Source organism: Streptomyces sp. DG1A-41 (genome assembly GCF_037055355.1).
GTDB lineage: Bacteria > Actinomycetota > Actinomycetes > Streptomycetales > Streptomycetaceae > Streptomyces.
This window is the reverse complement of record NZ_CP146350.1, coordinates 1,953,167-1,969,584: the sequence shown is the minus strand read 5'-3', so window position 1 is coordinate 1,969,584 and position 16,418 is coordinate 1,953,167. Positions and strand designations below refer to the sequence as shown.

Below are 16,418 nucleotides of genomic sequence, written 5' to 3'. Positions count from 1 at the left end.
CGCGGTCGCCGTCGGTCTACCTCCCAGGAACCACACCAGGAGGAACAGCGGATGACCGACACCACCCCGACCCTCGACCTCGGACCCCAGACGGCGGTCCTGGCGCGCCTGGCCGAAGGCGTCACCGACGAGCAACTGGCGAACCCGACGCCCTGCCCGAAGTACGCGGTGCGCAACCTGCTGGGCCACCTGGTCGGGCTGACCGTCGCCTTCCGCGACGCCGGCCGCAAGGACCTGGGCGTCACGACCGACACCAGCCCGGACTCCACCCTCCCGGACATCGGGCCCGGCTGGCGCGAGGAACTGCCCAAGGGCCTCGCCGAACTGGCCGAGGCCTGGCGCGACCCGGTCGCCTGGACCGGCATGACCCGGGCCGGAGGCGTCGACCTGCCCGGCGAGATCGCGGGCCTGGTCGCCACCGACGAGCTGGTGATCCACGGCTGGGACCTGGCCCGCGCGACCGGCCAGCCGTACACCCCCGATCCGGCGGCGCTGCGGACCTGCCACGACTTCCTCGCCGCGTCGGTCGACGACCCCGGCCGGGGCCAGATCTTCGGCCCCGTCGTCCCCGTCGGGCCGGACGCGCCGTTGCTGGACCGGGCGGTGGGACTGAGCGGGCGGGATCCGGGGTGGACGCGGCAGTCATGAGGACCGGAGAGCCGGCCACCGGCGAGGCATCGGGAGGAGGCGGGGGCGGCCGTAGCGTTTTTGCTGCTCGGGGATTGACCCGTGGCGAGGCCGCGTCACGGGAGCCGGCCGGCCGCGACCGGTCCAGGGCGCTGGTGGCATCCCCGCCGGGCGGGCCGTCGGCCACCGTCGGCGCGGATCAGGCAGGGCGGACGGATCGCCGAGGTCTCCTGTGCCGCGGGTGGCGGGTGGCGGGTGGCGGAGGCGGTGGGCGGGGGCTCTGCGGCATCTCGGGAGGCAGAGGCCCTCGTCGCACGGCTGCGGGGCTCACCGTTCCGTGTGCCCGTATAAATCAGGCGGCGCGTACGGTGAGGGGGCACGTAGCCTCCCCGCAAGCCCCTCACCCTCACCGTCCTCGGGACGGCCTCCCCGCACCCACGGCCCGACCGCCCCTGCTCCGGCTGCCTGCTGCGCGGCGGGGTGCCGAGGTGTGGGTGGACGCGGGGCCCGGGACCTTCGCCGAGTTGCAGAAGCACACTGATCCGGCGCGCCTCACCGCCGTGTGGATCTCGCATCTGCACGCCGACCACCGTGCCGATCCGCTGTCCGCGGTGTACGGCCTGGCGTACGGCGGGCTCACCCGCCCGTGCCCGTAACGGTGTACGCCCCGGCGGAGTGAGCGCAGCGACTCGTCGGGTTCTTCGGGCGGCCCGCCGTCGGCTTCCTGAAGGGCATCCTGGACTTCCGGACCCTGTACGGCGGCCACCGGGCACACCACGGCGACCTGGTCCTCACGGCCGGGGCCGTCGATCACGACGTCGAGGCGTACGGCCTGCGTGCCGAGGCCGGCGGGAGGGTCCTCGCCTACTCCGGCGGCAGCGGCCCTGCGTGGTCCCGACCGAACCCGCCCGGGACGCCGACCTGTTCCTCTGCGAGGCCGACATCGCCGAGCATCGCGAAGGCGAACAGGTCCATCTCACCCCCGAGGACGCCGGCACCACCGCCCGCCGGGCGGGCGTCAGGGATTTGCTCGTCACGCACGTCGGGCCCACGCTCACCCCCGAGGCGGCGACCGCACGAGCCGCCTCCGCCTTCGCCGGCCCCACCACCCGCGCATCCCGGCCTCACCAGGAGCGTGTGAACGGCACCACAGCTTCTTTGTCAGAAGCATTGACGAAACAAACGCACCCTCCTACCGTCATCGCGTCGTACTTCGTACGTCATATATGAGACGCGATACGCGAGATCCGATACGCGATCCCCAGGGACGCGAGATCCGAGAGGCGCGCATGACCTCTGTGCCCACGCCGATCCCCTCCCGCACGCAGTACGTGCTGGAGGGCATCAAACACCGCATCCTCACCGGGCAGTTGACGCCGGGCCAGGCGCTGGTCGAGACCGAGCTCGCCGCGCAGTTCGGGGTGTCGAAGACCCCGGTGCGCGAGGCGCTCAAGACCCTCGCCGGGACCGGGCTGGTCGTGATGAGCCAGTACAAGGGCGTCACGGTGCGCATGGTGGACGCGGACATGGCGCGCGAGGTCTACGACGTGCGGCTGCTGCTGGAGCCCGAGGCGCTGCGGCGTGCCGTGCAGCGCGGCGCCTCCCTGGACGCCGCCCGGTCCGCGCTGACCAGGGCCGACGCCGCCACCGACACCGCCGAACGCTCCCTCGCCAACCGGGAGTTCCACCGCGCCCTGTACCTGCCGTGCGGCAACCCGCTGCTCGGCCGGATGCTCGACGAGGTCCGCGACCAGGCCGCCCTGGTCTCCGCCGTCGCCTGGGCCGCCTCGCCCTCCTGGGAGCGGGAGGCCGGCGAGCACCGCGAGATCCTCCGGCTCGCCCTCGACGGCGACGCCGACGGCGCGGCGCGCGCCCTCCACTCCCACATCGCGTCCTTCGTGCAGCGCGCTTTCCCCGAGGCAGCACTGGAACAGGAAGGTCAGGAATGAGCAGCGTGGCGTTCGAGACCCAGCGGGCGGCCCTGGCCGACGTGGTGGCGATCCCGGTGACGCCGTTCGCCGAGGACGGCTCCGTCGAGCAGGACACCTACCGGGCCCTGCTGCGCCGTCTGCTCGACGGCGGCATCACGACCCTCACCCCGAACGGCAACACCGGCGAGTTCTACGCCCTGACCCCCGAAGAGCGCCGTCTCGTCACGGAGCTGACGATCGACGAGGCCGGGGAGCGGTCCGTCGTCCTGGTCGGTGTCGGGCATGACATCCCGACCGCCGTCGCCTCCGCCCGGCACGCCCGTGACCTCGGCGCCCAGATGGTGATGGTCCACCAGCCCGTCCACCCGTACGTCTCCCAGGCCGGCTGGGTCGACTACCACCGCGCCGTCGCCGAGGCCGTGCCCGAGCTGGGCGTCGTCCCGTACATCCGCAACGCGCAGCTCACCGGCGCCCGCCTCGCCGAACTCGCCGACGCCTGCCCGAACGTCATCGGCGTGAAGTACGCCGTCCCGGACGCCGCCAGGTTCGCGGCCTTCGCCCGGGACGCCGGGCTGGAACGGTTCGTCTGGGTGGCCGGCCTCGCCGAGCCCTACGCGCCCTCCTACTTCTCCGCGGGCGCCACCGGCTTCACCTCCGGGCTGGTCAACGTCGCCCCGGCCGTCTCCCTGAACATGATCGAGGCGCTGCGCTCCGGCGACTACCCGGCCGCCATGAAGGTCTGGGAGCAGATCCGCCGCTTCGAGGAACTGCGCGCCGCGAACGGCTCGGCCAACAACGTCACCGTCGTCAAGGAGGCCCTCGCCTCCCTCGGGCTGTGCCGCCGCGAGGTCCGGCCGCCGAGCAGGCCGCTGCCCGAGAGCGAACGGGCCGAGGTCGCCGCCATCGCCGCCGGGTGGTCGATATGACCGACAGGAAACGTCCCGAGGAGCTCAGAAGCCATCAGTGGTACGGCACCGAAGGGCTGCGCACCTTCAGCCACCGGGCCCGTACCCGCCAGCTCGGCTACCTGCCCGAGGAGCACCTCGGCAAGCCCGTCATCGCGATCCTCAACACGTGGTCGGACATCAACCCCTGTCACGTGCACCTCAGGGATCGCGCCCAGGCGGTCAAGCGCGGTGTCTGGCAGGCGGGCGGTTTCCCGCTGGAGTTCCCGGTCTCGACCCTGAGCGAGACCTTCCAGAAGCCGACCCCCATGCTCTACCGCAACATGCTCGCCATGGAGACCGAGGAACTGCTGCGGTCGTACCCGGTCGACGGGGCCGTCCTGATGGGCGGCTGCGACAAGTCCACGCCCGCCCTGCTCATGGGCGCGGCGAGCGCGGACCTGCCGGCGGTGTTCGTGCCAGGCCGGGCCCATGCTGCCGGGCCACTGGCGCAACGAAGTGCTCGGTTCCGGCACCGACATGTGGAAGTACTGGGACGACAAGCGGGCCGGCGTGATCGGCGACTGCGAGATGCAGGAGCTGGAGAGCGGCCTCGCCCGCTCGCCCGGCCACTGCATGACGATGGGCACGGCCTCCACCCTGACCGCCGCCGCCGAGGCGCTCGGCGTCACGGTCCCGGGCGCCTCCAGCATCCCGGCCGTCGACTCCGGGCACGACCGGATGGCCGCCAGGGCGGGCATGACGATCGTCGAACTGGTCCACCAGGACCGGAAACTGAGCGACATCCTCACCGCCGAGGCCTTCCACGACGCCGTGACGACCGTGCTCGGCCTCGGCGGCTCCACCAACGCCGTGATCCACCTGATCGCCATGGCCGGCCGCGCGGGCGTCCGGCTCACCCTCGACGACTTCGACCGCATCGCCCGCACGGTCCCGGTGCTGGCCAACGTACGGCCCGGCGGACAGACGTACCTGATGGAGGACTTCCACTTCGCGGGCGGCCTGCCCGGGTTCCTCTCCCGGATCACGGACCTGCTCCACCTGGACCGGCCGACCGTCTCGTACGACACGCTGCGCGAGCAGCTCGCCGGCGCGCAGGTGCACAACGACGACGTCATCCGGGCCCGGGACAACCCGGTCGCCGCCGAGGGCGGGGTCGCCGTGCTGCGCGGCAACCTCTGCCCGGACGGCGCCGTCATCAAGCACATCTCCGCCGAGCGGCACCTGCTCAAGCACACCGGGCCCGCCGTCGTCTTCGACGACTACAAGACCATGCAGCGCACCATAAACGACCCGTCGCTCGGCATCACCCCCGACCACGTGCTCGTGTTGCGCAACGCCGGTCCCAAGGGCGGCCCGGGCATGCCCGAGTACGGGATGCTGCCGCTGCCCGACTACCTGCTCAAACAGGGCGTCCGGGACATGGTCCGCATCTCCGACGCCCGGATGAGCGGCACGAGCTACGGCGCCTGTGTGCTGCACGTCGCGCCCGAGTCGTACGTGGGCGGACCGCTCGCCCTCGTCCGCACCGGCGACTCCATCACCCTCGACGTCGAGGCTCGCTCCCTCCATCTCCATGTGGACGACGAGGAGCTCCAGCGGCGCAGGGCGGACTGGACACCGCCGCCCACCCGGTACGAGCGCGGCTACGGCGCGCTCTACAACGAGCAGATCACGCAGGCCGACACCGGCTGCGACTTCGAGTTCCTGGCTCGCCCAGGCACGGTGCGGGACCCGTACGCGGGCTGAACCCACGCGCCACCACGCACCACCCACGCGCCTCAGCACGACCCGGCACGACCCCGCACAGGAAGAAAGCGCTTCCCGCACGCACCGAAGCACGACGTACCACGACGTACTGAGAAACGGAGAACAGTCATGGCCCAAGCCGCAGCCGTGGCGAAACCGCCCGCGCCACCCCGGCGGCGCCGTGCCTCCGCCACGCCGCGCAGGCTCCCGTACCTGCTGATCGCACCGGCCGCCCTGCTCATGCTGGGCTTCATCGCCTACCCGGTCATCAGCGTCTTCTACTACAGCCTGCAGAACTACAACCCCACCAAGCCGTGGCGGAACGGATACGCGGGCTTCGACAACTTCGTCCGCATCTTCACCGAGGACCCGCTGTTCTGGGACAGTCTCGTCTTCAGCGCCAAGTGGGTCTTCGTCGAAGTGGGCCTGCAACTGCTGTTCGGCCTCGCACTCGCCCTCATCGTCAACCAGACCTTCGTCGGCCGGGGCCTGGGACGCGCCCTGGTCTTCTCCCCGTGGGCCGTCTCCGGTGTGCTGACCTCCGCGATCTGGGTGCTGCTCTACAACTCCCAGACCGGCATCACCCGTTACCTCGCGGACATGGGCATCGGCTCCTACGGCACGAGCTGGCTGTCGGACACTTCCACGGTGTTCCCGGCGGCGATCGTCGCCGATTTGTGGCGCGGCGTGCCGTTCTTCGCGATCCTCATCCTCGCCGACCTCCAGTCCGTCTCGAAGGACCTGTACGAGGCCGCCGAGGTCGACGGGGCCAGCCGGATCAAGCAGTTCTGGCACATCACCCTGCCGCACCTGAAGGACGCCATCATCCTGTCCACGCTGCTGCGGGCGGTCTGGGAGTTCAACAACGTCGACCTGCTCTACACGCTGACCGGCGGCGGACCCGCGGGCGTCACCACGACGCTGCCGCTCTACATCGCCAGCACCAGTGTCGAGTCCCACAACTTCGGCTATGCGTCGGCCCTGACCACGGTCGCGTTCGTGATCCTGCTCTTCTGCTCCATCGTCTATCTGCGGATGAGCAAGTTCGGAGGCGAGAACAAGTGAGCACCAAGATGGCCACCAAGGCCGAGCCCGCCCCCGCACCCGCCACCCCGGAACCGCCGCGGCCGGCGGGCAAGTCCCGCCGCGCCTGGGACGAGGCGCCCCGCTGGCAGATCTACCTGCCCCTGGGCATCTACCTCGTCTTCACGCTGATCCCGTTCTACTGGATCCTGCTGTTCTCGCTGCGCCCGGCCGGCTCCACCTCGCTGGTGCCCTGGCCGATGACCTTCGACCACTTCGAGAAGGTGTGGACGGAGCGCAGCTTCGGCGTCTACTTCCAGAACAGCGTGCTCGTCGGTGTCGCCACGCTGGTGATGACGACCCTGGTCGCGCTGGCGGGGGGCTACGCCCTCGCCCGGTTCAACTTCAGGGTCAAGCAGGTCTTCATGCTGGCCCTGCTGTGCTCCCAGTTCGTGCCGGGCGCGCTGTTGCTGGTCCCGCTGTTCGAGATCTTCGCCGAGCTGCAGATGATCAACTCGCTGGGCAGCGTCATCATCGCCGAGACCGTCTTCCAGCTGCCGCTGTCCATGATCCTGATCAGCAACTTCATCAAGAACGTGCCGTACTCCCTGGAGGAGGCCGCCTGGGTCGACGGCTGCAACCGGTTCAAGGCCTTCCGGATCGTCGTGCTGCCACTGCTGCGGCCCGGTCTGATCGCCGTCGGCTCCTTCGCCTTCGTGCACTCCTGGAACCACTTCCTGTTCGCCCTGATGTTCCTCAACAACCAGCAGAAGCAGACCATCCCGGTCGGCCTCAACACCCTGATGGGCGCGGACAGCGTCGACCTCGGTGCCCTCGCCGCGGGCGGCATCATCGCGGCCGTGCCCGTGGTGATCGTGTTCGCCTTCATCCAGAAGTGGCTGATCACCGGGTTCAGCGCCGGGGCGGTGAAGGGATGAGAGCACGTCACCTCGTCGTGACCGCCGGCCTGCTGGGACTGCTGTGCGTCCCCGCGCACGCCGAGGCCCGGGACATCAGCCGCGACACCCTGCCCGCGAACGACGGCTGGGCGGCGGCCGAGGGCGGTACCACCGGCGGTGCCGCGGCCGACGACGCCCACGTCCACACCGTGACCGACCGAGCCGAGCTGGTGCGCGCCCTGGACGGCGGCAGCGACATTCCGAAGATCATCAAGATCGCCGGGACCATCGACGCCAACACAGACGACGACGGCGACCGCCTGGACTGCGCCGACTACGCCACAGACGGCTACAGCCTGAAGAAGTACCTCGCCGCCTACGATCCCCGCACCTGGGGCTCGGCCAGGCCCAGCGGCCCGCAGGAGGAGGCCCGCCAGGCGTCGGCGGCCCGGCAGGCCGAACGTGTCGAGCTGACCGTCGGCTCCAACACCACGATCGTCGGGCTGGGTTCCCGCGCGGTCCTCAAGGGCGCCAGCCTCCAGCTCAAGGGCGCGGACAATGTCATCATCCGCAACCTCGACCTGCGCGACGCCTACGACTGCTTCCCCGTCTGGCAGCCCAACACCGGCGGCCTCGGCGACTGGAAGACCGCGTACGACAACATCTGGCTGCGCGGCGCCACGCACGTCTGGGTCGACCACGTCACGCTCTCCGACAGGGGGCACCCGGACGACAGGGAACCCATCTACTTCGGCCGCAACTACCTGCGCCACGACGGCCTGCTGGACATCACCAACGGCTCCGACCTGGTCACCGTCTCCTGGAGCCGGTTCGCCGACCACGACAAGGCCATGCTCATCGGCAACAGCGACTCGGCGACGAGCGACCGGGGCAGGCTCCGGGTCACCCTGCACCACAACGAGTTCACGTCGGTCGTCCAGCGCGCGCCGAGGGTCCGCTTCGGTCAGGTGCACCTCTACAACAACCGGTACGTCGTTCCCGACGGCGCGCCCTACCGCTACTCCCTCGGCGTGGGCACCGAGTCCGCCCTCTACGTTGAGAACAACGCCTTCACCACGCCCGGCCACGTCGAGGCGGCCGACCTGGTCAAGAGCTGGAACGGCAACGCCCTGCACCAGAGCGGCACCCTCTTCAACGGCTACCCGGTCGACCTGCTCGCGATCCACAACGCCTACAACTCGGGCAGCGAACGCGACCTGACGGCCGACGTGGGCTGGACACCCACTCTGCACACGAAGATCGACAGCGCCGAGGCGGCCGACCGGGCCGTGGTCCGCGGCGCGGGAGCGGGGAGGATCCCATGAGCACACCCCTGCCCGTCGTCCTCGCCGGCGCCCGCGGCCACGGCCGCTGGCACGTGGAGAACATCCGCCGGCTCCAGCGCGCGGGGCTGGTCCGGCTGGCGGGCATCTGCGAGCTGACCCCGCTGACCGAGGACGAGTTCGGTGGCGAACTCCCCGAGCAGTCGGCCGACTTCGGCGCGCTGCTGGAGTCCACCGGCGCCCGGATCGCGGTGATCTGCACGCCGATACCGACGCACACCGACCTCGCGCTGACGGCCGCGCGCAAGGGCGTCCACATCCTCCTGGAGAAGCCGCCCGCCCCCTCCTACGCCGAGTACCGCCGCATGGCCGACGGGGTCGCCGAGGCCGGTGTCGCCTGCCAGATCGGGTTCCAGTCGCTGGGCTCGCACGCCCTGCCCGCGGTCCGCGAACTGGTCGCCCAGGGAGCGATCGGCCAGCTCGTCGGGCTCGGCGGAGCCGGTGCCTGGGTGCGCGACGAGGCCTACTTCCACCGGGCGCCCTGGGCGGGCAAGCGGCGGCTGAACGGCGTCGACGTGATCGACGGGGCGCTGACCAACCCCCTCGCGCACGCCGTCGCCACCGCCCTCGCCCTCGGCGGCAGCACCCGCGCCGAGGACGTCACCGCCATCGAGACCGAGCTGCTGCGCGCCAACGCCATCGAGTCCGACGACACCTCCTGCGTCCGCGTCACCACCGCGCAGGGCCACCCGGTCACCGTCGCCGCGACCCTGTGCGCCGAGCGGGCCGACGAGCCGTACGTCCTGGTGCACGGCAGCAGCGGCCGGATCACCTTCTGGTACAAGCAGGACAGGGTGCTGCTCCAGCGTGCGGCCCACGGTCCGCAGGAGTACGAGTACGGCCGCACCGACCTGTTGGAGAACCTCGTCGCGCACCTCACCACCGGGCCGGCCTGCTGGTCACCCCGGACGAGACCGGCGCCTTCATGCAGGTCGTGGAGGCGATCCGGCAGGCCCCCGACCCGGCCCCGCTGCCCGACACCGCCTGGCACCGGGTCCCCGGCGAGAACCGCAGGGTCGTGCCCGGCATCGACGGACTGGTCGCGGCCGCCGCAGACACCCTCTCCCTGTACTCCGAGCTGGGTGCCCCCTGGGCGCTCCCGCCCGCACGCCAGAAAGAGGTGAGCACCCGGTGACCGGCACCGACACCGCGGTCCTGCGCGTCGCGGGCCGGCCGGTCGGCCGGTACGTCATCAGGCCCGAGCTGCCCGCGCGCCTGTCCCCGCGCCCGTACCTGCACCCCGTCACCACCTTGGCGGGCACGGCCGTGACCGAGCTCAGCCCGGCCGACCACACACACCACCTCGGCGTCGGTGTCGCCGTTCCCGACGTCGAGGGGTACAACTTCTGGGGCGGGCGCACCTTCGTCCGAGACCAGGGCCCGACCGAGCTGGACAACCACGGTTCCCAGCGGCACACCACCTTCCAGCTGCGTGACCCCGACGGCTTCGTGGAGGAGCTGCGCTGGGTGGCCGCGGGAGGCGAGCTGCTGCGGGAACGCCGCACGGTCGCGGCCACCGAACTCACCGCCTCCGCCTGGGCGCTGGACCTCACCTTCTCCCTCACCAACGTCACCCCGGACCCGCTGTCCATCGGCAGCCCCGCCACCAACGGCCGCCCGGGCGCGGCCTACGGCGGCTTCTTCTGGCGGGCCCGCAAGGAATCCGGGGCCCCGGACGTCTTCACCGCCGACACCGAGGGCGAGGCCGAGGTCCACGGACGGCACGCCGACTGGCTCGCCCTGGCCGGCTCCACCTGGACGCTGGTCTTCGCCGGAGCCACCGGACAGACCCGGCGTGACCCGTGGTTCGTACGCACCGAGGAGTACCCGGGTGTGGGCTCGTCCCTCGCCCACGACGAACGGCTGCCGATCCCGCCCGGTGACACCGTCGTACGACGCGTCGTCACCGTCGTCGCCGACGGCCGCCTCGACCGGGACGCGGCCGCGTCCCTCGTCCGGAAGGCGGTGAGCCCGTGAGCGCCGAGCAGACCGACGTCACGTACCGCAACCCGATCCTCGACGCCGACTGGGCCGACCCGGACGTCGTGCGGGTCGGCGACGACTTCTACCTGACCGCCTCCAGCTTCGGCCGCGCCCCCGGCCTGCCGCTGCTGCACTCCCGCGACCTGGTCAACTGGACCCTGGTCGGCCACGCCCTCGAACGCCTGGAACCGGCGGAGGAGTTCGCCAGGCCCCGTCACGACTGCGGCGTCTGGGCCCCGTCCCTCAGGTACCACGACGAACGCTTCTGGATCTTCTGGGGCGACCCCGACCAGGGCATCTTCCAAATCAACGCCCCCGAGATCAGGGGCCCCTGGACCCGCCCGCACCTGCTGAAGGCCGGCAAGGGCCTGATCGATCCCTGTCCCCTTTGGGACGACGAGACCGGCGAGGCCTATCTGGTCCACGCCTGGGCCAAGTCCCGCTCCGGCATCAAGAACCGCCTCACCGGGCACCGGATGCACCCCGACGGCACCGAACTCCTCGACGAGGGCAAGGTGATCGTCGACGCCGACCGCATACCCGGCTGGTTCACCCTCGAAGGCCCCAAGCTTTACAAGCACGACGGCTGGTTCTGGATCCTCGCCCCCGCCGGGAGCGTGGAGACCGGCTGGCAGGGCGCCTTCCGCTCGCGCGGCTTCTTCGGGCCGTACGAGGAGAGAGTCGTCCTGGAGCAGAAGGACACCGACGTCAACGGGCCGCACCAGGGCGGCTGGGTGCGCACCCCGTCCGGCGAGGACTGGTTCCTGCACTTCCAGCAGCGCGGCGCCTACGGCCGGGTCGTGCACCTCCAGCCGATGCGCTGGGGTGCGGACGGCTGGCCCGTGCTCGGTCACGAGGGCGCCCCCGTCGCCCTGCACCAACGGCCCGACCTGCCACCGCAGCCGCCCGCCGGGCCCGCCACCGACGACGACTTCCCCGGCGGACGCTTCGGTCGCCAGTGGCAGTGGACCGCCAACCCGCAGGACGGCTGGGCCACCCAGCACTCCGGCGACGGGCTCCGGCTGACCTGCGTCCGCTCGGCCGACGCGCACGACCTGCGCAGGCTGCCGCACGTGCTCACGCAGCGGCTGCCCGGCACCCCCTGCGTGGTCGAGGTGGACCTGTGTCTCGACAGCGAGGAACCGGGCGCGCGGGCCGGACTCGCGGTGCTCGGAGACGCGTTCGGCTGGATCGGGCTCCAGCGGGGCGCGGACGGGACCGTGCATCTGGTGCACCGGTTCGCCGAGGCGGTCGCGGAGCAGGAGCGGGACGCCGCGCACCCCCGGGAGGCGCCCGAGGGCCGGGCCCGGCTGCGCATCGAGATCGGCGCCGGGGCGCGCTGCCGCTTCTCCTGCGACGTCGGGGACGGTTTCCGTCCCTCCGGTCAGGTCTTCGCCGCCACCCCGTGGCGCTGGGTCGGTGCCCTGCTCGGCCTGTTCGCCCTCGCGCCCGCCGGACAGTCACACGCCGGCGCGGCCACCTTCACGCAGTTCCGGATCAGACCCCTGTAACCCATCACCACCCCGCCTGTTGGGAGCCGCAATGACGCACCTCCGTAGCAAGCGCTTGCCGGGATCCGGCAGAGCCATGGCCGCCGTGTTCGGCCTGGTCGCCGCCCTGGCCCTGGGGGCGGTGGGGGAGGCGAAGGCCGCCGCCCCCGCCGCGGACACGGCGCAGACCACGCCTGCCACCACGACCGCCGACCGCTTCACCGACCGGCCGCACGGTTTCGCCTCCCTCGCCGGCGGCACCACCGGAGGGGCGGGCGGCAAGGTCGTCACGGTCACCGACCAGGCCTCGCTGGCCCGATACGCGGCGGCCGAGGAACCGTACGTCATCCGCGTCAAGGGCTCGATCGCCGTCGAACCCTTCGGCTCGAACATCGTGGTGGCGTCCGACAAGACCATCATCGGCGTGGGCGACACCGGCGAGATCGTCCACGGCGAGCTGCACCTCAAGCCCGGCACGCACAACGTCATCATCCGCAACCTGACGATCCGGGACAGTTACGTCGAGGGCGACTGGGACGGCAAGACCACCGACTTCGACGCCATCCAGATGGACTCCGTCCACCACGTCTGGATCGACCACAACCGCTTCACGCGCATGGGCGACGGGCTGCTCGACGTGCGCAAGGACAGCGAGTACATCACCGTCTCCTACAACCAGTTCGCCGACCACAACAAGGCGTTCGGCATCGGCTGGACCGACAACGCCAAGACGCAGATCACCATCGACCACAACTGGTTCACGGGGACGAAGCAGCGCAATCCGTCCGCCGACAACTGTGCCTACGCGCACCTGTACAACAACTACTTCTCCCGTCAGGTGGCCGACGGCGACCCGCAGTGGACGTACGGCAGCTGGGCGCGCGGCAGGACCGAGATGGTCATCGAGAACAGCTACTACGACGGTGTCCAGCACCCCCACCAGGCCGATGCCACGGCCGAGCTGGTGCAGCGCGGCTCGATCCTGAGGAACACCACGGGGCGGCACGACGCCTGGGGTGACGCCTTTGATCCACGGGCGTTCTACGGCTACCGCCTCGACCCGGCCGCGGCCGTCCCCGCGCTGGTCAAGCGCTTCTCCGGCCCGCAGCCGCGGATCGGCGACGCGGTGACGCTGCACGTCCCCGCGGCGTACCCGACCGTGCAGTCCGCCGTGGACGCCGTGCCCGCCGGCAACGACGTGCCGGTGACCATCGCGGTCGCGCCCGGCACCTACCGCGAGAAGGTGCTCGTTCCCGCGGACAAGCCGAAGATCCTGCTGCAGGGGACTGGACGGGACCGCTCCGACACGGTCATCGTCTACGACACGCCCGCCGAGTACGGCGGCTCCACCGGGAGCGCGACCGTCCGGATCGCCGCGAACGACGTCACCGCACGCAACCTCACCTTCAGCAACGACTTCGACGAGGCCGCGCACGAGCTGAAGGGCGAGCAGGCGCTGGCGATGAAGACGACCGGCGACCGGATCGTCTTCGAGGACACCGCGTTCCTGGGCAACCAGGACACCCTGATGACCGACAGCCCCAAGCTGACCACCGTCAGCCGGGTCTATGTCCGCGACTCGTACATCGAGGGCGACGTCGACTTCATCTACGGGCGGGCCACCACCGTCATCGAGCGGTCGGTGATCCGGGCGCTGAGCCGGGGATCGGCGACGAACAACGGCTACATCACCGCCGCCTCGACCTGGAAGGACAACCCGTACGGGTTCCTGATCACCCGGTCGGAGATCCTCAGCGACGCACCCGCCGGGTCGTTCCACCTGGGGCGGCCCTGGCACCCGGGCGGCCAGCCGGACGCCATCGCCCAGGTGCTGATCCGGGACACGAAGCTGCCCGCCGCGATCAAGGCCTCGCCGTGGACCGACATGAGCGGCTTCTCCTGGCGGGACGCACGGTTCGCCGAGTACGGCAACTACGGGCCCGGCGCGGCCGTGACGGAGGACCGGCCGCAGCTGAGTGACGCCGACGCACCGTCGTACACCGTCGCCCGCTACCTGAACGGGTCGGACGGCTGGGCGCCGTACGACCGGCACTGACACCCCCACACCTGCACATCTCCGTTGGATCCAGAAGAAGAGAGCCGACCAATGAAGATCAGCAATCGCAGCACCAGCACAGGAAGGCGCCGGACGTCGGCTGCCGTCGCCCTGGGGGCCGTGCTCGCCCTGACCGCCACCGCCTGCGGCGACGACGGCAGCGGCGGGGGCGGTGGCGGAGCCGAGGGCAGTGGCAAGGGGAAGATCGTCTTCTGGGACAACAACGGCGGTGTCCGCACCGACATCTGGAAGGAGATCATCGCCGACTTCGAGAAGGCGAACACGGACATCAAGGTCGAGTACGTCGGGATCCCCTCCACCGAGGTTCAGTCCAAGTACGACACCGCCATCCAGGGTGGCGGCCTGCCGGACGTCGGCGGCGTCGGCGCGGCCATGCTCGCGGGCATCGCGGCGCAGGACGCGCTGGAGCCGCTGGAGGGCCGTCTTGCCAAGTCCTCCCTCAACGGCAAGCTCAACGAGGGCATGGTCGAGTCGGTCAAGGTGGCCGGCGGCGCCGACGACACCATGTTCACGATCCCGACCTCCGCGAACAACGGCACCCTCTACTACCGCACCGACCTGTTCGAGAAGGCCGGTCTGGACGCGCCCACCACGTGGGACACGTTCTACGAGGCCGCCGAGAAGCTCACCAACGTCAAGAAGAACCAGTTCGGATACACCATCCGCGGCGGGGCGGGCTCCATCGCGCAGGCGCTGGACGCCATGTACGGGCAGTCCGGCATCACGTCCTTCTGGGACGCCGGCGGCGAGAAGACCACCCTCAACGACCCGAAGAACGTCGAAGCGCTGGAGAAGTACGCCGGGCTGTACAAGAAGTACACGCCGGCCGCCGACCTCAACAACGACTTCACCAAGATGGTCTCCCAGTGGGACTCCGGCACGATCGGAATGCTCAACCACAACCTGGGCTCCTACCAGGACCACGTGAAGGCGCTCGGCACCGACAAGTTCCGCGGCATCCCGCAGCCCACCGGTCCCGGCGGCAAGCGCGTCCAGGTTTCCAACCCCGTCGACGGTCTCGGCCTGTTCAAGAGCTCCAAGAACAAGGAGGCCGCCTGGAAGTTCATCGAGTTCGCCGCCTCGCACGAGGCCAACTCCAAGTGGAACGAGTCGGCCGGCGCCATCCCGTCCCACACAGAAGCCGCCAAGGACGCCTGGATCTCCAAGGCAGAGCCGACCAAGCTCGCCGCCGAGGCCCTCAGCGACGGCTCCACCACCATCGTCCAGCTGCCGTACTACCTGCCGGACTGGAACACCATCTCCAAGGCCGACAACGAGCCCAGCTTCCAGAAGGTCCTGCTCGGCGACATGAGCGCCAAGGACTTCCTGGACAAGATGGCCGAGCAGCTCAACGAGGCCCAGAAGGAATGGAACGAGCAGAAGGGCTGACCCCGGCCCGCTGATCCCCCCCACACCACACACCGGACAGGGCAGGCGGCGGACACCCATCGCGCCCCGCCGCCGGCCCTCCATCCCCCCGGCCTCGCAGCCCCCACACCCGAAGTAAGAGGCACTACCGAAAGAACCCCCGAAACACCGCCCTGAAAGGCCGCCTCCATGTCCCTCACCCGCAGACAGGCCGCAGCCGCGGCGCTCATCGCCGCCGTCCCCGTCGCCGCCGCGTCCCCCGCGCGCGCCACCGCCTCCTCCTACAGTGGCTCCCCGCGCACCCGCACCCTCTTCATCGCCGGCGACTCCACCGCCGCCCAGAAGTACGCCGACGCCGCCCCCGAGACCGGCTGGGGCATGGCACTGCCGTTCTTCCTCCACGAGCCCCTGAAGGTCTCCAACCACGCCGTGAACGGCCGCAGTTCGAAGAGCTTCGTCGACGAGGGCCGCCTCGACGCCGTCCTCGCGGCCATCCGGCCCGGCGACCTGCTGCTGATCCAGTTCGGCCACAACGACGCAAAGTCCGAGGACCCCACCCGCTACACCGAGCCCTGGACGACATACCAGGACCACCTGCGGCTGTACATCGCCGGCGCCCGTGCACGCGGCGCGCGCCCCGTGCTGGCCACGTCCGTGGAACGCCGCAGATTCGACGCCAACGGCACCGCCCGGACGACACATGGCGAGTACCCCGCGGCGATGCGGGCGCTGGCCAAGGCGGAAGGCGTGGCACTGCTCGACATCCAGGCCCTGTCGATCGCGCTGTGGCAGGAGCTCGGGGTCGAGGAGACGAAGAAGTACTTCAACTGGACCGAGACCGAGCAGGACAACACGCACTTCAACCCGCCCGGCGCGATCGCCGTGGCGCGGCTGGCGGTGCGGGAACTGCTGCGCACCCGGGTACTGGCGCCGCGGGACGTGCGCCGGCTGGACGACGACATCCCGGAGTCCTGGATCACCTGGCCGCAGGCCACCGCCTGACCCACCCCCGTCCTGTACTAG

The 16,418-nt window shown here is 70.7% G+C and carries 11 protein-coding genes and 3 pseudogenes; all 14 read left to right on the top strand.

All coding sequences use genetic code 11. From position 1 onward, the window contains the following. Positions 1-51 precede the first annotated feature (51 nt). Positions 52-648 carry a TIGR03086 family metal-binding protein gene (locus V8690_RS09245; protein WP_338777216.1) on the top strand — a complete coding sequence of 199 codons (597 nt, stop codon included), beginning with the start codon at positions 52-54 and terminating at the stop codon, positions 646-648. A 444-nt stretch (positions 649-1,092) separates the two neighbouring features. Beyond that, positions 1,093-1,857 (top strand): annotated as a pseudogene (locus tag V8690_RS09240) (MBL fold metallo-hydrolase). Positions 1,858-1,916: 59 nt separating this feature from the next. After that, a complete protein-coding gene (locus V8690_RS09235) occupies positions 1,917-2,576 on the top strand; it encodes a GntR family transcriptional regulator (protein WP_338777214.1) in 660 nt (219 codons plus the stop codon). Continuing rightward, positions 2,573-3,484 carry a dihydrodipicolinate synthase family protein gene (locus V8690_RS09230; protein ID WP_338777212.1) on the top strand — a complete coding sequence of 304 codons (912 nt, stop codon included), beginning with the start codon at positions 2,573-2,575 and terminating at the stop codon, positions 3,482-3,484. Before V8690_RS09235 ends, V8690_RS09230 begins: the two co-directional genes overlap by 4 nt. After that, positions 3,481-5,212 (top strand): annotated as a pseudogene (gene araD / locus V8690_RS09225) (L-arabinonate dehydratase). Before V8690_RS09230 ends, araD begins: the two are co-directional and overlap by 4 nt. A gap of 129 nt (positions 5,213-5,341) precedes the next feature. After that, on the top strand, positions 5,342-6,277 hold the full coding sequence (locus V8690_RS09220) for a sugar ABC transporter permease (protein ID WP_338777210.1): 936 nt from the start codon (positions 5,342-5,344) through the stop codon (positions 6,275-6,277). Continuing rightward, the gene (locus V8690_RS09215) at positions 6,274-7,173 is read left to right on the top strand and encodes a carbohydrate ABC transporter permease (protein ID WP_338777209.1); all 900 of its coding nucleotides are present in this window, start codon (positions 6,274-6,276) and stop codon (positions 7,171-7,173) included. The genes V8690_RS09220 and V8690_RS09215 overlap by 4 nt, the downstream gene beginning before the upstream one ends. Beyond that, complete coding sequence (locus V8690_RS09210; RefSeq protein WP_338777208.1) at positions 7,170-8,459, top strand: pectate lyase; 1,290 nt, start codon at positions 7,170-7,172, stop codon at positions 8,457-8,459. Before V8690_RS09215 ends, V8690_RS09210 begins: the two co-directional genes overlap by 4 nt. After that, positions 8,456-9,612: pseudogene (locus V8690_RS09205) on the top strand (Gfo/Idh/MocA family oxidoreductase). Before V8690_RS09210 ends, V8690_RS09205 begins: the two are co-directional and overlap by 4 nt. Then, entirely contained in the window at positions 9,609-10,454 is an 846-nt protein-coding gene (locus V8690_RS09200; protein ID WP_338777207.1) for a PmoA family protein, read from the top strand. Before V8690_RS09205 ends, V8690_RS09200 begins: the two are co-directional and overlap by 4 nt. Next, positions 10,451-11,971: a family 43 glycosylhydrolase gene (locus V8690_RS09195; RefSeq protein WP_338777206.1), complete on the top strand. Its 1,521-nt coding sequence runs from the start codon at positions 10,451-10,453 to the stop codon at positions 11,969-11,971. Before V8690_RS09200 ends, V8690_RS09195 begins: the two co-directional genes overlap by 4 nt. A gap of 31 nt (positions 11,972-12,002) precedes the next feature. After that, positions 12,003-14,006: a pectinesterase family protein gene (locus V8690_RS09190; RefSeq protein ID WP_338777204.1), complete on the top strand. Its 2,004-nt coding sequence runs from the start codon at positions 12,003-12,005 to the stop codon at positions 14,004-14,006. 51 nt (positions 14,007-14,057) lie between these two features. Beyond that, positions 14,058-15,416, top strand: coding sequence for a sugar ABC transporter substrate-binding protein (locus tag V8690_RS09185; RefSeq protein ID WP_338777202.1), 1,359 nt, complete (start codon positions 14,058-14,060; stop codon positions 15,414-15,416). Between the two features lie 168 nt (positions 15,417-15,584). Further along, entirely contained in the window at positions 15,585-16,397 is an 813-nt protein-coding gene (locus V8690_RS09180) for a rhamnogalacturonan acetylesterase (protein WP_338777200.1), read from the top strand. The last annotated feature ends 21 nt before the right edge of the window (positions 16,398-16,418 follow it).